20 protein-coding genes are annotated in these 19,979 nt (G+C 66.0%); 10 read left to right on the forward strand and 10 right to left on the reverse strand.

Annotated elements, in window-relative coordinates; all coding sequences use genetic code 11:
- Positions 1–38 precede the first annotated feature (38 nt).
- The 4 genes from ACHMWQ_RS10215 (at position 39) to ACHMWQ_RS10230 (ending at position 4,082) form a co-directional block, all read left to right on the forward strand.
- Positions 39–338 carry a Dabb family protein gene (locus tag ACHMWQ_RS10215; RefSeq protein ID WP_396307382.1) on the forward strand — a complete coding sequence of 100 codons (300 nt, stop codon included), beginning with the start codon at positions 39–41 and terminating at the stop codon, positions 336–338.
- A 68-nt stretch (positions 339–406) separates the two neighbouring features.
- Positions 407–1,711, forward strand: coding sequence for a chloride channel protein (locus ACHMWQ_RS10220; RefSeq protein ID WP_396307383.1), 1,305 nt, complete (start codon positions 407–409; stop codon positions 1,709–1,711).
- Between the two features lie 111 nt (positions 1,712–1,822).
- A complete protein-coding gene (murB, locus tag ACHMWQ_RS10225; RefSeq protein ID WP_396307384.1) occupies positions 1,823–2,833 on the forward strand; it encodes a UDP-N-acetylmuramate dehydrogenase in 1,011 nt (336 codons plus the stop codon).
- A gap of 319 nt (positions 2,834–3,152) precedes the next feature.
- Positions 3,153–4,082: an IS110 family transposase gene (locus tag ACHMWQ_RS10230; RefSeq protein WP_396306466.1), complete on the forward strand. Its 930-nt coding sequence runs from the start codon at positions 3,153–3,155 to the stop codon at positions 4,080–4,082.
- A gap of 143 nt (positions 4,083–4,225) precedes the next feature.
- Here the strand turns inward: ACHMWQ_RS10230 and ACHMWQ_RS10235 are convergent, their stop codons facing one another.
- The 4 genes from ACHMWQ_RS10235 to ACHMWQ_RS10250 all read right to left on the reverse strand — a co-directional run bounded on the left by ACHMWQ_RS10235 (position 4,226) and on the right by ACHMWQ_RS10250 (position 7,315).
- Positions 4,226–5,155, reverse strand: coding sequence for a pirin family protein (locus tag ACHMWQ_RS10235; RefSeq protein ID WP_354547829.1), 930 nt, complete (start codon positions 5,153–5,155; stop codon positions 4,226–4,228).
- Between the two features lie 104 nt (positions 5,156–5,259).
- Positions 5,260–5,508 carry an exodeoxyribonuclease VII small subunit gene (locus ACHMWQ_RS10240; protein WP_354547830.1) on the reverse strand — a complete coding sequence of 83 codons (249 nt, stop codon included), beginning with the start codon at positions 5,506–5,508 and terminating at the stop codon, positions 5,260–5,262.
- Between the two features lie 79 nt (positions 5,509–5,587).
- Positions 5,588–6,517: a histone deacetylase family protein gene (locus tag ACHMWQ_RS10245; RefSeq protein ID WP_396307385.1), complete on the reverse strand. Its 930-nt coding sequence runs from the start codon at positions 6,515–6,517 to the stop codon at positions 5,588–5,590.
- Positions 6,518–6,565: 48 nt separating this feature from the next.
- Entirely contained in the window at positions 6,566–7,315 is a 750-nt protein-coding gene (locus ACHMWQ_RS10250) for an enoyl-CoA hydratase-related protein (protein ID WP_396307386.1), read from the reverse strand.
- Positions 7,316–7,535: 220 nt separating this feature from the next.
- Here ACHMWQ_RS10250 and ACHMWQ_RS10255 point away from each other — a divergent pair, with 220 nt between their 5' ends.
- Positions 7,536–8,522, forward strand: coding sequence for an L-threonylcarbamoyladenylate synthase (locus tag ACHMWQ_RS10255; RefSeq protein WP_396307387.1), 987 nt, complete (start codon positions 7,536–7,538; stop codon positions 8,520–8,522).
- 87 nt (positions 8,523–8,609) lie between these two features.
- Here the strand turns inward: ACHMWQ_RS10255 and ACHMWQ_RS10260 are convergent, their stop codons facing one another.
- Together ACHMWQ_RS10260 and ACHMWQ_RS10265 are read right to left on the reverse strand one after the other, a co-directional pair.
- A complete protein-coding gene (locus ACHMWQ_RS10260) occupies positions 8,610–9,596 on the reverse strand; it encodes a DnaJ C-terminal domain-containing protein (RefSeq protein ID WP_396307388.1) in 987 nt (328 codons plus the stop codon).
- A 113-nt stretch (positions 9,597–9,709) separates the two neighbouring features.
- Positions 9,710–10,060, reverse strand: coding sequence for an RT0821/Lpp0805 family surface protein (locus ACHMWQ_RS10265; RefSeq protein WP_396307389.1), 351 nt, complete (start codon positions 10,058–10,060; stop codon positions 9,710–9,712).
- Between the two features lie 216 nt (positions 10,061–10,276).
- On the opposite strand from ACHMWQ_RS10265, the gene pdxH reads away from it, so the two are divergent.
- Positions 10,277–10,879, forward strand: coding sequence for a pyridoxamine 5'-phosphate oxidase (pdxH, locus tag ACHMWQ_RS10270; RefSeq protein ID WP_396307390.1), 603 nt, complete (start codon positions 10,277–10,279; stop codon positions 10,877–10,879).
- 214 nt (positions 10,880–11,093) lie between these two features.
- Here pdxH and tldD read toward each other — a convergent pair whose 3' ends face one another.
- Positions 11,094–12,518 (reverse strand): metalloprotease TldD, encoded by a 1,425-nt coding sequence (gene tldD / locus ACHMWQ_RS10275; protein ID WP_354547843.1) that lies wholly within the window; start codon positions 12,516–12,518, stop codon positions 11,094–11,096.
- 81 nt (positions 12,519–12,599) lie between these two features.
- Positions 12,600–12,956: a hypothetical protein gene (locus ACHMWQ_RS10280; RefSeq protein ID WP_354547845.1), complete on the reverse strand. Its 357-nt coding sequence runs from the start codon at positions 12,954–12,956 to the stop codon at positions 12,600–12,602.
- A 204-nt stretch (positions 12,957–13,160) separates the two neighbouring features.
- Here ACHMWQ_RS10280 and ACHMWQ_RS10285 point away from each other — a divergent pair, with 204 nt between their 5' ends.
- Entirely contained in the window at positions 13,161–14,432 is a 1,272-nt protein-coding gene (locus tag ACHMWQ_RS10285) for a 3-phosphoshikimate 1-carboxyvinyltransferase (RefSeq protein WP_396307391.1), read from the forward strand.
- 432 nt (positions 14,433–14,864) lie between these two features.
- Here ACHMWQ_RS10285 and ACHMWQ_RS10290 read toward each other — a convergent pair whose 3' ends face one another.
- Together ACHMWQ_RS10290 and ACHMWQ_RS10295 are read right to left on the reverse strand one after the other, a co-directional pair.
- A complete protein-coding gene (locus tag ACHMWQ_RS10290) occupies positions 14,865–15,476 on the reverse strand; it encodes a pyridoxamine 5'-phosphate oxidase family protein (RefSeq protein WP_396307392.1) in 612 nt (203 codons plus the stop codon).
- A 17-nt stretch (positions 15,477–15,493) separates the two neighbouring features.
- Positions 15,494–15,964 carry an invasion associated locus B family protein gene (locus tag ACHMWQ_RS10295; RefSeq protein WP_354551507.1) on the reverse strand — a complete coding sequence of 157 codons (471 nt, stop codon included), beginning with the start codon at positions 15,962–15,964 and terminating at the stop codon, positions 15,494–15,496.
- Between the two features lie 374 nt (positions 15,965–16,338).
- Here ACHMWQ_RS10295 and coxB point away from each other — a divergent pair, with 374 nt between their 5' ends.
- From coxB to ACHMWQ_RS10310, 3 genes are all read left to right on the forward strand, one after another.
- On the forward strand, positions 16,339–17,274 hold the full coding sequence (gene coxB, locus ACHMWQ_RS10300; protein WP_396307393.1) for a cytochrome c oxidase subunit II: 936 nt from the start codon (positions 16,339–16,341) through the stop codon (positions 17,272–17,274).
- Between the two features lie 87 nt (positions 17,275–17,361).
- Complete coding sequence (gene ctaD, locus ACHMWQ_RS10305; RefSeq protein WP_354547850.1) at positions 17,362–18,984, forward strand: cytochrome c oxidase subunit I; 1,623 nt, start codon at positions 17,362–17,364, stop codon at positions 18,982–18,984.
- Positions 18,985–19,044: 60 nt separating this feature from the next.
- Positions 19,045–19,977, forward strand: coding sequence for a heme o synthase (locus ACHMWQ_RS10310; RefSeq protein WP_396307394.1), 933 nt, complete (start codon positions 19,045–19,047; stop codon positions 19,975–19,977).
- Positions 19,978–19,979 lie beyond the last annotated feature (2 nt).

The raw sequence follows: 19,979 nt of genomic DNA on the forward strand, positions 1-19,979 counted from the left end.
CTACTGTGCATTTCTCCTGGCATCGAAGGGGCCCTTGCATGATCCGCCATACCGTCGTCTTCCGTCTCAAGCATTCCAGCGGTTCCGAGGCGGAGGGAAGGTTTCTCGCCGATGCCCGCATCCTCGCCGCGATCCCCGGCGTCGGAAACTTCGAGCAGCTGCGCCAGGTCAGCCCCAAGAACGACTATGATTTCGGCTTCTCCATGGAGTTCGCCGACCAGGCCGCTTATTCCCTGTATAACGATCATCCCGACCATGTCGCCTTCGTTCGGGACCGCTGGATCCCCGAGGTCGAGTCGTTCCTGGAGATCGACTACGTGCCCCTGACCGCCGACTGAACCGCTTGGCCCTCCGGCCCATATCAGCGTGCGCGGCCCGATTTTTCCTAGGGAGTGGATTGTTGTTGTTGAGACGGAAACTGAAGCGGTCGCAGCCTGCCTGGCTTTCCCGCGACGTGTGGCGACGGCGCGTGGTGTTCTGGGCCGGCGCGGGCGTCACGGGCCTGGTCAGCGTCGCCTTCGCCTATGCGGCCGACCAGGCGCAGTCGCTCTTTCACCTTGTGTCCAGCCAGGCGTTCTGGATCCCCCTGATCCTGACGCCGCTTGGTTTCATGCTCTGCGCCCATCTGGCGCGCACGGTGTTTCCCGGCTCGGCCGGCAGCGGCATCCAGCATGCGATCGCTGCCTGCGAGATGACCGATGAAGCGTCCCGCAACAAGCTGCTGTCGCTGCGCGTCGCCTTCGGCAAGATCCTGCTGACCCTGGTCGGCATTGCTTCAGGCGGATCGATCGGCCGCGAGGGGCCGACGGTTCAGGTCGGCGCCGCGATCATGCTCAAGGTCGGCCAGATCGGCGGGGCGGACCGCGCGCGCGGCCTGATCCTGGCAGGGTCGGCGGCCGGCATATCGGCGGCGTTCAATGCGCCCCTGGCAGGTATCGTCTTCGCCATCGAGGAGATGAGCCGATCGTTCGAGACGAAGACCTCCGGACTGGTCCTGTCCGCCGTGATCCTCGCCGGCCTCGTCTCGCTCGGGCTGGTTGGCAATTACAATTATTTCGGTCAGGCCTCGGGGCATGTCGTCGGCCTGCAGGGATGGGTCATGGTGGGCCTCTGCGGTGTGTTCGGCGGCCTGTTTGGCGCCCTGTTCGGCCGGCTGATGCTGTGGTCGACGCAAACCATCCGCCGCTGGACCAGCGAGATGACGCTGGTGCGGACGCTGGTGATCGCGGGATCCTGCGGCCTTGTCGTGGCTCTGATCGGGCTCGCATCGGGGGGCATCACCTTCGGCACCGGCTATGAGCATGCGCGGCTGGCGCTCGAGGGCGAGATCCTGCCCTGGTATTTTGGGCCGGCGAAGTTCATCGCCACGCTGCTGTCGTCCATCTCGGGCATCCCGGGCGGCATCTTCGCGCCATCGCTGGCGGTTGGAACCGGCCTGGGCAGTCTGTTCGCCCTGGCGCTCGGGGGCACGGCCGGCATAGCGGCACTGCTGGGGATGACCGGCTATTTCGCCGGCGTGGTGCAGGCTCCCATCACCGCCTTCGTCATCATCCTGGAGATGACGGGCAACAACAGCGACGTCATTCCGATCATGTGTGCGTCGGTGCTCGGCTACGGCGTTTCCAGCCTGATCATGCCGCAATCGCTGTATCACGGCCTGGCGGCGTCGCTGATGCACAAGAACCTGACGGAGACGACGCTCCGGAACTGAACGGAGATTCCCGAGCGGCGAGGACCCTGCCGCCCGCGGAATCGACACGGACAGCCTGATCGTCCATAGGAAGGGCCGACCCGACGGCTTGGCCCTTCTGCCGGAACGAGAATGCCCGAGATACTGACCGATTACCCGCTCGACGACAGCAACAGCTTCGGCTTCCGCGCCCGGAGCCGGTATGCGGTCGAGATCCGCTCCGAGGCCGATCTCGTGGCAGCGCTGGCCGATCCGCGCCTCCAGGGCCTGCCGCGCCGGCTTCTCGGCGGCGGCAGCAACATCGTGCTGAGCGCGGATTTCGAGGGCGTGACGCTGCTGATGCGCAGCCAGGGCCGACGGCTGGTCGAGACGCGGGACGATGCCTGGATCGTCGAGGCGGCGGCGGGCGAAAACTGGCATGGCTTCGTTCGCGCAACGCTGGCCGAGGGCCATCCGGGGCTGGAAAACCTCGCGCTGATTCCCGGCACGGTCGGCGCCTCGCCGGTGCAGAACATCGGCGCCTATGGCATCGAGCTGGCGGACCGGTTCGACAGCCTGCGCGCCTATGACGTCGAGACGGAGCGCTTCGTCACCTTCGACAAGGACGCATGCGCCTTCGCCTATCGCGACAGCGTCTTCAAGCACCATCCTGGCCGCTATATCGTGACCAGCGTGCGGTTCCGCCTGCCGCGCCCGTGGCAGCCGGTGCTGAGCTATCCCGACATCGCCGCGATCTTCCAGCATGGTGAGGCAGTTGAGCCCGAAGCCGTGTTCAACGAGGTCGTCGCCGTGCGCGGGCGAAAACTTCCCGATCCGGCGGTGATCGGCAATGCCGGCAGCTTCTTCCAGAACCCGATCGTCCCGGCGGCCAAGCACGACGCGCTCAAGGTCGACTATCCGAAGCTCGGTGGCTATCCGCAGCCCGATGGGCAGGTCAAACTCTCGGCCGCCTGGCTGGTCGAGCAGAGCGGCTTCAAGGGCATCCGGCTCGGCCATGTCGGCGTCTATGACCGCCATGCGCTGATCCTGGTCAACCATGGCGGCGGCTCGGCAGCCGAGATCACCGCGCTGGCCGGCGAGATCAAGGCCGGCGTCCGCGCCAAATTCGGCGTGGAACTGGTCGAGGAACCGGTGTTTCTCTGAGACTTCGGCTCGTCCGGGGAAGTCCTTTCCGGTTGCTTGGCCAGCCTTTCCGCAACACCCAACACGCTCGTCGTCATCCTCGCGAAAGCGAGGACCCATGCAGCCGAGCCCTGATCCGCGAGAAGCTCCCCAGAACCCGGATGAATGGATCCCTGTGTGTTGAAGCTGTGCGATGATGGGGTGGCGGACGAGAGATCGTTGGATCCCTGGTCTTCGAGACCGTGAGCCGGCCCGGTCCTCGTCCGCCTGCTTCGATACCCAAGCCTGAACAGTTGATCGAGGCCGTGGTGACGGACCTCGCAGCACAGGGATAGGCATCATGAAGATACACCCTGGCTTTGTCGGTTGCGACATCTCCAAAGCCCATCTGGATCTGTTCGACGGCGCCGTGGGCGTGGCCGAACGCATCGCCAATCAAGCCGAGGCGATCGCGCAAAGGCTCGAACCTTGGCGGCATGGCGATATCCTCGTCGTGTTCGAGGCGACCGGTCCGTACGACCGGGTCCTCGCTCAGGCCCTGACAGAGGCCGGCATCGCTTTCGTTCGCGTCAATCCGGCCCGGGCGCGTGACTTCGCCCGCGCCACCGGCGTTCTCGCCAAGACCGACCGGATCGATGCGCGCATGCTCGCCGCCATGGCCCAGACGCTTCGTCCCGCGCCCCGCCAGCCGCGCTCCCCGGAGCGCAACCGTCTGGCGGAGTTGCACAAGCGTCGCGACCAGCTCGTCGCCATGCGCAAGCAGGAACGCACCCGACGGCAGGGATGCAGCGACGAGATCGCCGACGACATCCGCGAGACCCTGGCCTGGCTCGACATCCGCATCGCGGCGCTGGAGCGCACCATTCAGGCCTGCATCAAGGCCTCGGCCGATCTCGCCGGTGCTGAGGCGCGGCTGCGCTCAATCCCCGGCGTCGGCCCCGTCGCCAGCGCCACGCTGATCGCCCTGCTGCCCGAACTCGGCCAGCGCTCTCCCAAGACCATCGCCGCGCTGGCTGGCCTGGCACCCTACAATGTCGACAGTGGTCAGTTCCGCGGCAGTCGCCGCATCCACGGCGGACGACGGCGCGTCCGCGAGGCCCTCTACATGGCAGCCGTCTGCGCCGCCCGGATCGAGCAACGCTTCGCAGACGCCTACCGACGCATGATCAACGCCGGAAAGCCACCCAAGGTCGCCCTCATCGCTATCGCCAGAAAGATCCTAGTCATCGCCAACGCCATGCTCCGACAACACCTCTCATTCAACCCGTGACCACACAGTTGCCGGGTCTCCGCCCGGGATGACGCCGAGGGTGGGGGGGCGGTTCGCCGCAACCTGACACGCCGCTTTCCATCACCTCTCGCTCTCTCTGGAAGGTGATGAGCAGCCCTGTTTTGCCGACTAGAGCGGGAAACCTATGGCCCCTCGGGCAGCGGGATGAACTCGCTCTCGTCGCCAAACACCTTGTCGAAGCGGCCGAGCTTCCAGTCGTTCTTGGCCTGCTCGATGCGGTCCTTCGACGAGGAGACGAAATTCCACCAGATGTGGCGCGGCCCGTCCATCGGCGCGCCGCCGACCAGCATCAGCCGCGTCGGCTTGCGCGCGGTCAGGCTGATCCGGTCGCCGGGGCGAAGCACCAGCAGGCGCCCGGCCTCGAACACGTCGCCGGCGATTTCGATCTCGCCCTCGAAGATGTAGAGCGCGCGTTCCTCATGCTCGGCGTCGATCGGCAGGCGGCCGCCCGGCTGCAGCGCCACGTCGGCATAGATCGTGTCGGAGAAGGTCTGCACCGGCGAGGTCTCGCCATAGGCGGAGCCCAGGATCAGCCGGAGGTCGACGCCATCGCCACTGACCACGGGCAGGTTGGCCTTGCCGTGATGGTGGAACTCGGGCGCGTCCTCTTCATGGTCTTTCGGCAGGGCCACCCAGGTCTGCAGGCCGCCGACCTTGCGGTCATTGGCGCGGTGACGGAATTCAGGGCTGGAGCGCTCGGAATGGGCGATGCCGCGCCCGGCCGTCATCCAGTTCACGTCGCCCGGCTGGATCGCCATTTCGACGCCGGTCGAGTCGCGGTGCACGATCTCGCCATCGAACAGATAGGTGACCGTCGCCAGCCCGATATGGGGATGCGGCCGCACGTCGAGACCTTCGCCGGCCGGGAATTCGCCGGGGCCCATCTGGTCGAGGAAAATGAACGGCCCGACCATGCGGCGCTTGGCCGTCGGCAAGGCGCGCTTCACCGCGAAGCCGCCAATGTCGACGGTGCGCGGCACGACGACGAGTTCAATGGCGTCGCTCGAGGCGGCGTCGCCAAAGATCGGATCGATATCGGGCAGGCGGCTCATGGCAATCTCCTTGGCTTCGGTGTTGAGCCGATAATGGAGAGGCGGAGTATGAGCCGAAAGACGCCGTTCCGGCGACGGATTGTTCAGCGAAAGCGCCGACTGGCCTATTCGACGTCGAGCGGCTCGGTGCCGGTCGCCTGGCCGTTGGCGCCGGTGCGGATCTTCTCGACCTTGGTCTCGGCCTGCTTCAGCAGTGCCTCGCAATGCTTCTTCAGCGCTTCGCCGCGCTCATAGATCTTGATCGACTCTTCGAGCGGAACGTCGCCGCGCTCGAGATGGCCGACGATGGTCTCGAGCTCGGCCAGGGCCTTCTCGAAGGAGAGGCCTTCAAGGGCGGTCTGAACGTCGGACATGGGCTGGTCTCCGGAATTGTGCGGCGAACCTTTTCGGCCATCGGGCCGCGCGATGCAAGCCGTGCACGGCCCCGGCGGGTCAGCCGGCGCGCATCAGCGTCTCGACATGGGCGGCGGTTGATGCGGCGAGCGCCTTCAGGTCGTAGCCGCCCTCCAGGATGCTGACGATGCGGCCATGCGAATGGCGGTTCGCGACCTCCATCAATTGCTCGGTCGCCCAGACGAAATCGGCCTCGACCAGTTCCAGCTCGCCGAGCGGATCGCGCGAATGGGCGTCGAAGCCGGCGGAGATGATGATGAGTTGCGGCCGGAAGGCGTCGAGGGCCGGCAGGATCACGGTCTCGAACGAGCGGCGGAAATCAGCGCCATCGGCACCGGGCGCGAGCGGCGCGTTGAAGATGTTGCCGGCGCCTGACTCCGACGCGGCGCCGGTGCCCGGATAGAGCGGCATCTGGTGGGTCGAGGCGTAGAGCACGGACGGATCGTCCCAGAAGATCGCCTGCGTCCCGTTGCCGTGATGCACGTCCCAGTCGACAACAGCGATCCGCTCGAGACCGTGGCCGCGCTGGGCGTGGCGGGCGGCGATCGCCGCCTGGTTGAAGAAGCAGAAGCCCATGGCGCGATCCGGCTCGGCATGGTGGCCGGGCGGGCGCATGGCGCAGAAGGCGTTCTTCGCGTCGCCATCCAGCACGGCATCGACCGCCTGGCAGGCGCCGCCGACGGCGATCAGCGCCGCTTCCAGCGTCATCGGCGACATCGTCGTGTCTGCATCGACGCGAATCATGCTCTCCGAGGGGCTGTAATGGCGCATCGCCTCGAGATGGGAGAGCGGGTGGCAGAGCAGGATCATCTCGACATCCGCCATCCGCGCCTGTTCGCGCAGCAGCGGCGCGAAGCGGTCGTCGGATAGCGCCGCCTCGACAGCCTGGATGCGTTCGGGTCGTTCCGGATGGCCGAAGGGCACGAGGTGCTCGGCGAAGACCGGATGATGGATCAGCAGCGTTGCCATGGGCGTCCCGAATTCGATTTCAGACGGACCACCGAATGGCGGCGCCGGTCATTGGTTCTTGCGCATATAGGCAACCAGCGTGTCGCGTGCGACAGGCGAACGCAGCCGATTGAGGATCTGGGCGATTTCCTGGTCGATCCGGGTCAGCACTTCGCGCCGGTCGCCGCGCATCAGGCGACGGGTGGTGCCGGCCGATTCCATCGAGCGGCTGGCGAGCTTTCGGGCGACGGCAAGCGCCGCCTTCTCGACATCGGCGGCGGGAACGATTCGGTTGACCAGCCCGGCCTGGAAGGCGCGCTCGACGTCGAAACGCTCGCCGAGCACGAGATATTCGAAGGCGCGCTGGTGCCCCATCAGCCGGGCGGCGAGCAGCGTCGAGCCGCCGCTCGGGATGAGGCCCAGTTCGACGCAGTTCGATTCGAAGGCCGACCATTCGCTGGCGACCACGTAGTCGCAATGCAGCAGGATGGTGGCGCCAATTCCCATCGCCAGCCCGTCTACGGCGGCGATGAGCGGCTTCTCGATGGTGGCGATGGTCTTGAGGAAGCGGGCGATGCTCTCGTCGATGCGTCCCTCATCGGCGAACTGGACCAACTCGCGAAGGTCGTTGCCGATAGAGAACACGCCCGGCGATCCGAGGATGACGAAGGCCTTGTTGCGACCGTCCCGTTCCCCGAGGACAAGCGCGTCCGAAATCGTGGTGAGCATCTCGACGGTCAGGGCATTCTGAGTTTCCGGTCTGTCGAATCGAATGACGGTGATCCCGCCCTTCGCTTCGATACCGATCGGCAAACTCATGCTCTCGCTCATCCGGGTCCCACCTTCCCATTAGCTAGTTGGCGGAGGAGAATTGGACAGGTCCTGCCGCGAAGTAAAGCATATGTTCAAAATTGCCTACAATTGACGCGGTCACACGGCGGATCCCCGCGGTTTGGGCGGCGAGGGCGGATAGGGCTTGACTGCCCGGCCGCGACGGGCCTTTTGGCGCTTCGCTGCAAAATTGGCTCGGGAGGCCGGATTGGCCAGGCATCATTCCTCCAACATACGTCCGGCGGATGACGACGACGCGCTGCGCGAGGCGATCGCGGCGCTCAAGGCCGGCCAGCTTGTCGGAATGCCGACTGAAACGGTCTATGGCCTGGCGGCGGACGCCACCAATGGCGAGGCGGTCGCGCGGATCTATGCCGCCAAGGGACGCCCGAGCTTCAACCCGCTGATCGCCCATGTCGCGGATCTCGAAGCGGCGGAGCGGCTGGTTCTGTTCGATCCTGTCTCTCGGCGCTTGGCCGAGGTGTTCTGGCCGGGGCCCCTGACGCTGGTTCTGCCGAAGCGTGCCGACGCCGGCGTATCCGACCTTGCCACCGCCGGGCTCGACACGCTGGCCGTGCGCATGCCGTCCCACCCGGCCGCGCATGCGCTCTTGAAGGCGTTCGGCCGGCCGGTTGCGGCGCCCAGCGCCAACCGCTCCGGCCATGTCAGCGCGACCACCGCCGCCCATGTCGCGGAGGATCTCGGATCCGCCGTCGCGATCGTGCTCGATGCCGGGCCCAGCCATGTCGGCGTCGAATCGACCATCGTCGCGGCAACGCCCGCAGGACTTGCGCTGCTTCGCGCGGGCGGATTGCCGCGCGAAGCGATCGAGGCGGTCGCCGGGATGCCGCTGACGATCGTCGACCTCACGGATCCCGAAGCGCCGACCGCGCCGGGACAGCTGGCCTCGCATTACGCGCCGGGCGCGATGGTCCGGCTCGATGTGGAGGAAGTGTTTCCGGGAGAGGCGCTGCTCGCCTTCGGGGCGGATCTGCCGCGCCATGCCGGCAATGCGGCCGTGACGATCAATCTGAGCGAGCGCGGCGATCTGATCGAGGCGGCGGCGCGCCTGTTTTCGGCGCTCCGCGAGCTGGACGGCAAGGCCGCGACCATCGCGGTGGCGCCGATCCCGACGACGGGCCTCGGCGAGGCGATCGTAGACCGCCTTCGCCGCGCCGCTGCTCCGCGCCCGTGAGGCGGCAGGATTGATCGACAGGCAGGACGCGATGCCATCCTTCACCTCTCCCTGAGGGAGAGGAGAAGAGTCAGGGCAGGCGAAAAACTACCTTTCGAATTCGGGACCGCGCGCCGAATAGGCCTTGGTCTCGCGCCAGCGCCGCATCATCGCCTCGAATTCGGGATCGATCTCCGGCGGCAGCACGATCTTGAGCGCCACGAGCAGGTCGCCATTGCCGCCGACGGCGGTCGGCAGGCCCTTGCCCTTCAGGCGCATGACACGGCCGCCATCCGAATGGGCGGGAATGGTCATGGTGCCCGAGCCGGTTAGCGTCGGGACGCGCACCTTGGCGCCCAGCACCGCTTCATCCAGCGTCACCGGAAGCTCCAGGCGCAGCGCGTCGCCCTCCACCTTGAACAGCGGGTGCGGCACGAACTCGACGGTGACGAGCGCGTCGCCGGCCTGGCCGCCGGTCGGGCTGGCCCAGCCCTGGCCGCGCAGGCGGATCACCCGTCCCGGCCGCGTCCCGGCGGGAATGGCGATCTCCAGCGTCCGGCCGGTCGGCAGTTCGACGCGGACCTTCTCGTCGCGCGCGATCTGCTCCAGCGTTACGCCCACGGTGGCGGTGACGTCCTCGCCGCGCGAGCGGGCCTGCGACGAGGCGCGCGCGCCGCCGCCACTGAAGCCGCCGGCCCGGCCGCCGCCAAAATTGCTGAAGCCGCCGCCGCCGCCCTGGCCGGCAAAGCCGCCGAAAATATCGTTCAGGATGTCATCGGCGCCGCCGGCAGACGACCAGCGGAAGCTGTGCGCGCCGGAACCGGCGCCCGTGCCACCGCGCGGATCGAACCCTTCGAAACCCTGGAATTTGGGCTTGCCCTCGGCATCGATCTCGCCACGGTCGAACTGGGCGCGCTTTTCCTCGTCGCTGAGGATCTCATAGGCAGAATTGATCTCCGAAAACTTCTCCTGGGCCTTGGAGTCGTCCGGATTCTGGTCGGGATGGTGTTTTTTGGCGAGACGGCGAAACGCCTTCTTCACCTCGGCCGCGGACGCCTTCTTCTCGACGCCGAGCACCTGGTATGGATCACGCATGGGAAACCCCCTCTAAGGGCAGGATTCGTCCCGGCCCAAACGGCGGCACCGGAACCCTCCATAACATAGGGAGGCTAGGAATTGATTCCAATCGCCTCGACTCGGATTGGAGTCTAAAGGAGCGCGCTGTCTTCGGGAACGACTTCGAAGAGCTGCCACATGCCATCCGTGGCCCGGCAGGCATCGCCCTTGTAACGGCGGATGCCGCGGACGTCGCTGACGGTGAGCGCGAAGGCGCGGCAGTTGCGGCCATCCGGCTCGACATGGGCGGCGCGGACCGGCGACAGCGTGCCGTTCGAGCCGGTGTCGGGATTGGTCCAGTCGATGACGTCGCCATTGGCGGAGCCGGAGATGAAGGTCGAGGCCGTCAGGCGGATATGCTCCCAGTCGGACGGGTCCACGGCTTCGACGACCGTGCGCTTGGCGGCCGGGACCGCCGGGGCGATCGAGCCCGTGGTGGTCATGTCGATGTCGGTTTCCGGGCCACCCGGCGTTAGACCGCAGCCGGCCAAGCCCGCGCACAGCATGATCGGTCCTATTCGGCCAATCATTCGCATACCCGGTGGATCCCGTCTTGTCTGGTCATAGGCCGTCCGGTCGATATATGTCTGTCCCGTAGCAGCACGAATGATCCTCAGCGGACGCTCTGCGGATCGCAGCATCGGAAAAGATGATTAAGGATGAGTGACTTCACCGCCGCGACGGACCCGTTCGCCCTTTTCGCCAGCTGGCTGAAGGAGGCGGAGGCCTCGGAAATCAACGATCCGAACGGCATGGCGCTGGCCACCGTCGACCCCGACGGGTTGCCGGATGTGCGCATGGTGCTGATGAAGGATTTCGACGAGAACGGGATTGTCTTCTACACCAACTATGGCAGCGCCAAGGGCCGGGAACTGCTCGCAACCCCCAAGGCCGCCGTGCTTTTCCATTGGAAGAGCCTGCGCCGGCAGGTGCGGGTTCGCGGCCTGGTCGAGACGGTGACCGATGCGGAGGCCGACGCTTATTTCGCGACGCGCGCCCGCCACAGCCGTCTCGGCGCCTGGGCATCGAAACAGTCGCAGCCGCTCGAATCGCGTTTTGCGCTGGAAAAGTCGGTCGCGGCGCTGGCGGCCAAATATGCGATCGGCGAAATCCCGCGCCCGCCGCACTGGTCGGGCTTCCGCATCAAGCCGGTCCAGATCGAATTCTGGAAGGACGGCGCCTTCCGCCTGCACGACCGCGTTGTCTTCCGGCGCGCGGTGCCGGGCGAGGGCGACTGGCAGAGCGAGCGGCTGTATCCGTAGGCTGGGGGAGCGTTCAGCCGCACGATTTGCGATTGTTGTGCAGGACGTCGCCCCGGCGAAGGTCGGGGCCCATTAACACAGTCGTAGGAGGCCGCGCACAGCCTTTTCGGCGGCTGGCAGTGTGTCTGGATCCCGGCCTTCGCCGGGATGACGCCGGAGCGGGGAGTGCTTCCCCGTCCCGCCCGCGCCGCCGCGTAAAGTGCTTACCCGGCCGTCAGGTCGCCGTGCCGCCGACCGTGATCTGGTCGATGCGGATGGTCGGCTGGCCGACGCCGACTGGGACGCCCTGGCCGCTCTTGCCGCAGGTGCCGATGCCCAGATCGAGCGCCATGTCGTTGCCGACCATCGAGACGCGCTTCATCGCATCCGGCCCGTTGCCGATCAGCATCGCGCCCTTCACCGGCGCGCCGATCTTGCCGTTTTCGATCCGGTAGCCCTCGGTGCAGGCGAAGACGAACTTGCCGCTCGTGATGTCGACCTGGCCGCCGCCGAATGAGACCATGTAGAGGCCGTTCTTGACCGAGCCCAGGATTTCGGCCGGATCGTCCTTGCCGCTCTTCATGATCGTGTTGGTCATGCGCGGCATCGGTACATGGGCATAGGACTGCCGGCGGCCATTGCCGGTCGGCTGCATGCCCATCAGGCGGGCGTTCTGGCGGTCCTGCATGTAGCCGACCAGGATGCCATCCTCGATCAGCGTGGTGGCCTGGGTCGGCGTGCCTTCATCGTCGAAGGAAAGGGAGCCGCGCCGGTCCATGATCGAGCCGTCATCGATGACGGTGACGCCCTTGGCGGCCACCTGCTGGCCCATCAGGCCGGAGAAGGCGCTTTCGCCGCGACGGTTGAAATCGCCCTCGAGGCCGTGGCCGACCGCTTCATGCAGCATGACGCCGGGCCAGCCGGGGCCGAGCACGACGTCGAAGGTGCCGGCGGGGGCGGGGACCGCTTCGAGATTGACCAGGGCCTGGCGCAGCGCCTCGTCCACGGCATGGTGCCAGCGGTCGCTGGTCACGAACTGGCCGAAGCCCTCGCGCCCGCCCATGCCATAGGAGCCTTGCTCCTGGCGGTCGCCTTCGCCGGCGATGATCGAGACGCTGACGCGCACCATCGGGCGGATGTCGCGGCGATAGACGCCGTCGGGACGCAGGATCTCGACGATCTGCCATGAGCCGGCCAGCGAGGCGCTGACCTGACGGACGCGCGGATCTTTCGCGCGGGCATAGGCGTCGATTGCCTCCAGCAGCTTCACCTTCTCGGCGAAGCTCGGGCTGCCGAGCGGGTTCTCGTCGGTATAGAGCACGCGGTTGGTGCCCTTGGGCGGTTCGGCCAGCGTGCCCGAATGGCCGCGCTTCACCGAAGCGACCGCATCGCCCGCGCGGCGGATCGCGTCGAGCGAGACTTCGCCGGCATGGGCATAGCCGACCGCTTCGCCGGCGACGGCGCGCAGCCCAAAGCCCTGGCGGGTGTCGAAGCTCGCGCCGGAAAGGCGGCCATTGTCGAAGACGAGGCCCTCCGACTGGGCGTATTCGAGATAGAGCTCGCCATCATCGGCACCGGAGAGCGCCTCGGCGACGACGGTTCGGGTTTCGTCACGGTCGAGGCCGGCGCGCGCGAGAATGGAAAGCTGTTCATCGGCCATGGGGAACTCCGGGCTCATGTCTAGGCAGCAGAAATAGGGGATCGCACGCGCTTTCGCACCCCCTTGCCGGCCTCTGCCTGTTCATTGCTGTCCGGCGAGCGCATCCATCGCCAGCGAGATCTCGGCCCTGAGCGCCGTGATCCGCGCTTCATACACCCGCCCGAGGCACGCGGTGTCACTGCCGCAGGCGGCGCGCAGCTTGAGGAAGTCCGTGGCGCCGTCCCGCCGCGCCGCATTGGCGCCCATCATCATCGGGACCTTGTTGTAGGCGAACCAGAGCGCCGCCATTTCCGTGTCGCGCTCGGACAGCTCCGGATTGCTGCAGATCGCGACCTCGTCAGGGGCGACGGCCTTGGCGCAATTGAAGCTGGCGGCCTCGGCCGGAGCAGCGGCCGAGAGCCCGAGGATCGTCAGGACGATCAAAGAGGAAAGCTTCATGACGATGGACCTTTGCTTGAGCGGGCGGAGCCTTATGGCACGCCCGGCACCTGTCGAGAACCAACCGCATGCCGTCCCCCATTGCGTTTCGCCCCCCGAATGGCCCATACGCTGCGGCACGGAACAGGACGGGGGATCGCTGGCCGCGCGACGCACGGAAGCGCGCCGCGCCGCGATCTCCAGGCGAGAAGGACAAGACGAATCATGGCGACGGCATTCGGTCTCGACAAGCAGGCTTTGACGATTATTCCGGTGTCGGGGCCGCTCGAGGGTCGGGTCACCCCGCCGGGCTCCAAGTCGATCACCAACCGGGCCCTGCTACTGGCCGCCCTCGCTAAGGGCACCAGCCGCCTGACCGGTGCGCTTAAGAGCCTCGATACCAAGCTGATGGCCGGCGCCCTGCGCGCCATGGGCGTCACGGTCGAGGAGCCGGACGACACCACCTTCATCGTCACCAGTTCTGGCAGGCTCGCCCCGCCGGCCGAGCCGCTGTTCCTCGGCAATGCCGGCACGGCAATGCGCTTCCTCTCGGCCGCGGTAACGCTGGTCGAGGGCACGGTCGTCGTCGACGGCGACGCGCATATGCGCAAGCGCCCCATCGGCCCGCTGGTCGAGGCGCTGCGCTCGCTGGGCATCGATGCGTCGGACGCCGGTGGCTATCCCCCCGTCACCGTGCAGGGCAACGGCACCTTCGGTTCCGGCCGGGTCGAGATCGATGGCGGCCTGTCGAGCCAGTATGTCTCGGCGCTGCTGATGGCGGCCGCTTTCGGCAAGGGTTCGATCGAGGTTGCGCTGACCGGCAGCGAGATCGGCGCGCGCGGCTATGTCGATCTGACGATCGCCGCGATGCGCGCCTTTGCCGGTGAGGTCGAGCAGATCGACGCATCGAGCTGGCGCGTCCAGCCGACCGGATACCAGGCGACCGATTTCGTCATCGAGCCGGACGCCTCGGCCGCCACCTATCTCTGGGCGGCGGAGGTGCTGACCGGTGGCCATATCGACCTTGGCGTCCCGTCCGATGCGTTCACCCAGCCCGACGCCAAGGCGCGCGAGGTGATCGCCCAGTTCCCGAACCTGCCGGCTGTCATCGACGGCTCGCAGATGCAGGACGCGATCCCGACCATTGCCGTGCTCGCCGCCTTCAACAACACGCCGGTGCGTTTCGTGGGCATCGCCAATCTGCGCGTCAAGGAATGCGACCGCGTCGCGGCGGTTGCGACCGAGCTCTCGCGTATCCGACCGGGCCTCGGAACGGAGGAGGGCGACGACCTGATCGTTGCCTCCGATCCCTCGCTCGCCGGGCAGACGCTTCCGGCGCGCATCGAAACCTATTCGGACCACCGCATCGCCATGAGCCTGGCGGTGGCCGGCCTCAAGATCGGCGGTATCACGATCCTCGATCCCGGCTGCGTGGCAAAAACCTACCCGACCTACTGGGAAGCGCTGACCGGCCTTGGCGTGAAGATCGCCGACTGAGATCGTCGTAGCGCCCGGGGGCCTACTTCACCTCTCCCTGAGGAGACCTTTGCGCAACGTCGAAAGGCAGTTCTGCATCCTGCGGGCAGCCTCCTTGCAAGCCTGACCACCACTTGCTGCAAACCGCACGACCATCATCCTGAGGTGCCCGGCGCAGCCGGGCCTCGAAGGAGGGTCCAGATGGTTTTTTGCGTGCATCCGTCTGGCCCGGGCAGCAAGCCGCATGACCCGGCGCTCGCGGGGGAGGTTCCGGAGTTTCGCTGGACCCTCCTTTGAGGCTTCGCTCACGCGAAGCACCTCAGGATGATGGGGAGCGGCGAATGGTGGATTGGAGGTTCGGGGGCAATGTTATGCAAAGGCCTCAGGGAGAGGTGAGGGGCCGGGTTTGCCCGGATAGATCCGCTCCGGCATTCGCCTTGGCCGAATCTCGCCTCAATACAGCGCCTTGGCGTAGCGGGCGAGCATGTCGGCCTGGGTCTCGGGCGGCTCGCTGGAGCGGGTGTGATCCCGAAGCATCTCGCCCATCGTGGGCAGGAGGCTGCGGTCGATCCGGCTTTCGTCGGCCCAGAGGTTCGAGCGCATCAGCGCCTTGCCGCATTGCAGATAGGCTTCGCGCACGGTGACGACCATGACGGTGGCCGGCAGCTTGCCGTCCGCCATGTGCGCGGGCCGCAGCGTCTCGTCCTCATCGATCACCGCCGTGCCGTTGACGCGTAGCGTTTCGTCGACGCCGGGGATCAGGAACAGCAGGCCGATGCCCGGCCGTTCGACCAGGTTGGCGAGCGAGTCGATCCGGTTGTTGCCGGGACGGTCGGGGATGACCAGCGTGTTGTCGTCGAGCACGCCGACGAAGCCCGGCTGATCGCCGCGCGGCGTGGCGTCGCCGAAGCCGTCCGCGCCCTGGGTGGCGAGAACAAGGAAGGGCGACAGCGCGATGAACGACCGGCAATGCCGGTCGAGCCGGTCGAGTTGCTTGGCGACGGATCGCCCCTTCGGCGCGCCATAGATGGCGCGCAGCGATTCGAGCGATTCAATCCGGGCCATGTCGCACTCTCAGCGTCTTAGGGCAGGGCGTCGAACCCCGGACCGAAGCCGGTCAGCGAGATCGGGATGCCGATACCTTCTTCCGGTGTCTGGAAGATGACAAAGGTAGCCGTCTTGCCATTGCGCAGCTTGCCGATCAGGTCGTCGTCGAGGATCACCTCGGCGAGGCAGCCATCCGGCAGGCAGCGCACGAAACCGGCGCGTCCCATCTCGTTCTGGTCGATCTTGAGGCCGAGGCCGGAGGGGAGGAGCACGCCCAGCGGCGCCAGAACCCGCATGACCTTCGACTTCTTGTCCGCCGTCTTCAGGACGATGACCGAGAGGCCGACATTGTCGCGGTCCTCGGCGGTCACGAACTGCATCATCGAGCAGACTTCGCCCTGCGCGCCCGGGGGCTTGTCGCAGCGCGTTTCCCAATCGCCATGCATGCCCTTGGAGACGCCCTGGGCGGACGCCGCGACGGGCATGGCAGCGGCCAGGGCCGCCATCGCCAGCGCGCTTAGAACGATTCGCAACGGACGAAATGCGCCAAGACGCACAGTCGGAAATACCTTCACCTGAGCGATCTCCTCGATTCTCACAATTGTCGCACATCCATGCACGACGATGCTCGCCGCAGTAACCCTCGCGGGGCGCTTCGGCGAGCGCGATTTGCCGCATCTCATCTCACGATCCCCCGTTGCTAGGCAAAGGGGCATGTGGTTTGTCTCGGTCGATATTCGGCCGAATCCGAACTCTCCGCATGGCAGAAAACGCCTTCGGCCTATAGTGTTGTGGAAAATGGCGCAACGGAGGCCGTTTTTCGAGCTTCGTTGCGCTGATCGGCTTCGATGCCGTTAAGGCATGGACAGGGAGTGTACACGTGACGAAGGCGATCACGCGTCTCGGATCATTTTTGGCGCTCGGCGGAGCGTCTGCGACGGCATTGAGCGGGCTGACGGGTGTGGCGCAGGCCGCCCAGCCGACCCCTTGGGCGATGTGGATGCAGACGCCGGCCTCGCCGATCATGGATATGATCGAGCGGTTTAATCTGGGCATCACGATCGCCATGGCGATCGTCGTGCTCGTCGTTCTGGGCCTGCTCGTCTATGTCGTCCTCCGCTTCAATGCGAAGGCGAACCCGGTGCCCTCGCGCACCTCGCACAACACGATGATCGAAGTGGTCTGGACGCTTGCCCCGATCCTGATCCTGATTGGCATCTCGGTCCCGTCCTTCTCGCTGCTGTTCGCGCAGGAAGACCCGGCCCGCGTCGTGCAGAACTACGATCCGGCCAAGACGCTGACCATCAAGGCGACCGGCCTGCAGTGGTACTGGAACTACGAGTATCCGGACAATGAGGGCGTCGCCTTCGATTCCACCATGCTTGAGGACAAGGATCGCACCGATCCGGTCAACCAGCCGCGCCTGCTCGCCGTCGACAACGACATGGTCGTTCCGGTCGGCACGGTCGTTCGCCTCCAGGTGATCGGCGCCGACGTCATCCATTCGTTCGCGCTGCCGGCCTTCGGCCTGAAGCTCGACGCCGTGCCCGGCCGTCTCAACGAGACCTGGTTCCTGGCCGAGCGCGAGGGCGTCTATTACGGCCAGTGCTCCGAGCTTTGCGGCACCAACCACGCCTTCATGCCGATCGCCATCCGCGTCGTGAAGCCGGACCAGTTCAAGACCTGGGTCGCCCAGGCCAAGGACGATCTGCCCGGCGCCTACAAGACGCTCGCGGCGGCACTCGCTTCGGACAAGGTTGCCAAGGACAATGGCGCCAAGGCCTCGGAAACCGCCGTCGAGGTGGCTGCCCGCTAAAGGCAGCCGCCGGGACGCAGGATTGCAATTGATCGGCTCCGGCGCGTCAGCGCCGTGATGCCGCAGGACACGAAAAGGGAGCAGGCCATGGCCACGGGTGCTGCACACGCTGCTGAACACCACGACCACCCGACGGGTTGGCGTCGTTGGGTCTATTCGACCAACCATAAAGACATCGGCACGATGTACCTGATCTTCGCGATCGTCGCGGGTATCATCGGCGGTGCGTTGTCGGTCGGCATTCGTCTGGAGCTTCAGCAGCCTGGTCTGCAGATCTTCGGCAACCCCTACGTCTTCAACACCTTCGTCACGGCGCACGGCCTGGTCATGATCTTCTTCATGGTCATGCCCGCGATGATCGGCGGCTTCGGCAACTGGATGGTGCCGATCATGATCGGCGCGCCGGACATGGCGTTCCCGCGCATGAACAACATCTCGTTCTGGCTGCTGCCGCCCTCGCTGCTGCTGCTGATCATCTCGCTCTTCATGCCGAGCGCGACGGGCCAGCATGGCGTCGGTGGTGGCTGGACGATGTATCCGCCGCTGTCGGGCTCCGGTCCGGAAGGCGCGTCGGGTCCCGCCGTCGATTTCGCGATCCTCGCCCTGCACATTTCGGGCGCCTCGTCGATCCTCGGTGCGATCAACTTCATCACCACGATCTTCAACATGCGCGCTCCGGGCATGACGCTGCACAAGATGCCGCTGTTCGCCTGGTCCGTGCTCGTCACCGCCTTCCTGCTGCTGCTGTCGCTCCCGGTTCTCGCCGGCGCGATCACCATGCTGCTGACCGACCGCAATTTCGGCACCACCTTCTTCAAGCCTGAGGGCGGCGGCGACCCGATCCTGTTCCAGCACCTGTTCTGGTTCTTCGGTCACCCGGAAGTGTACATCCTGATCCTGCCCGGCTTCGGCATGATCAGCCACATCATCTCGACCTTCTCGAAGAAGCCGATCTTCGGCTATATCGGCATGGCCTACGCCATGGTCGCGATCGGCGTCGTCGGCTTCATCGTGTGGGCGCACCACATGTACACGACGGGCCTTTCCTTCGAGACGCAGGCCTATTTCGTCGCCGCCACGATGGTGATCGCGGTGCCAACCGGTATCAAGATCTTCTCCTGGATCGCGACGATGTGGGGTGGCTCGATCGACTTCAAGGCGCCGATGCTCTGGGCGATCGGCTTCATCTTCCTGTTCACCGTCGGCGGTGTGACGGGCGTCATGCTGGCGAATGCCGGTCTCGACCGCTCGTTCCACGACACCTATTTCGTGGTGGCCCACTTCCACTACGTGCTGTCGCTGGGCGCCGTGTTCGCGATCTTCGCGGGCTGGTACTACTGGTTCCCGAAGATGTTCGGCTACATGTACAATGACACCATCGCCAAGGCGCATTTCTGGGTCATGTTCATTGGCGTGAACCTGGTGTTCTTCCCGCAGCATTTCCTCGGCCTCGATGGCATGCCGCGCCGCTACGCAGACTATCCGGACGCCTTCTGGGGCTGGAACTTCGTCTCGTCGATCGGCTCGTACATCTCGATGTTCGGCGTGGCGATCTTCCTCTATGGCGTCATCGACGCCTTCCTGAAGAAGGTCCCGGCTCCGAACAATCCGTGGGGTTCGGGTGCCACGACGCTCGAGTGGCAGCTGTCGTCGCCGCCGCCCTTCCACCAGTGGGAAGTCTTGCCGCGCATTGGTGAAACCAAGCACTAAGCGCAACGATCAGGGGCCGGGATGCGTCCCGGCCCTCCTTTTTGAGTAGTTAGAACCACCATGTCTGACGTGCCCCTGAACCGGATCGACACCGTGGCCGGCAATCTCGCTAGCCCATCCGACTACCTCGCGCTGCTGAAGCCGCGTGTGATGTCGCTTGTCGTCTTCACGGCGCTGGTCGGCATGGTGATGGCGCCGGGCGGCATCCACCCGGTGCTGGGCTTCACGGCGCTGCTCTGCATCGCCATCGGCGCCGGCGCCTCCGGCGCGCTGAACATGTGGTACGACGCCGACATCGACCGCGTGATGAAGCGCACCCAGTCGCGTCCGATTCCCAAGGGCACGATCACCGAGGGCGAGGCGCTGGCCTTCGGCCTGACGCTCGCCGGCTTCTCGGTCGCGCTGCTGGCTCTTTTCGTCAACCTCGTCGCCGGCGCGCTGCTCGCCTTCACCATCTTCTTCTACGTCGTCATCTACTCGATGTGGCTGAAGCGCTCGACGCAGCAGAACATCGTCATCGGCGGCGCCGCCGGCGCTTTCCCGCCGATCGTCGGCTGGGCCGCCGTCACCGGCAGCGTCAGCTATGAGAGCATCATCCTTTTCCTGATCATCTTCATGTGGACGCCGCCCCATTTCTGGGCGCTGGCTCTGTTCAAGTCGGATGATTACAAGCGCGCTGGCATCCCGATGATGCCGGTCGTCTCCGGCATGGCCGAGACCCGCAAGCAGATCCTGATCTACTCCATCCTGCTGGCGCCGATTGGCGTTCTGCCGGCGATCCTCGGCTTCGCCTCCTTCGCCTATGGCGTCGCGGCCTCGGCGCTCGGCCTCGGCTTCGTCATCCTGGCCGTGCGGGTCTACCGCATGGGCGACGACGACAAGGCCATGCTGCCGGCCAAGCGCCTGTTCGGTTTCTCGATCCTCTATCTGTTCCTGCTCTTCGCCATGCTGCTTGTCGAACGCTGCCTTGGCTTGCTGGGGTTCGTTGCATGAAG

Origin of the sequence: Kaistia sp. UC242_56, assembly GCF_044452255.1 — a bacterium.
Classification (GTDB): Bacteria; Pseudomonadota; Alphaproteobacteria; order Rhizobiales; family Kaistiaceae; genus Kaistia; species Kaistia defluvii_A.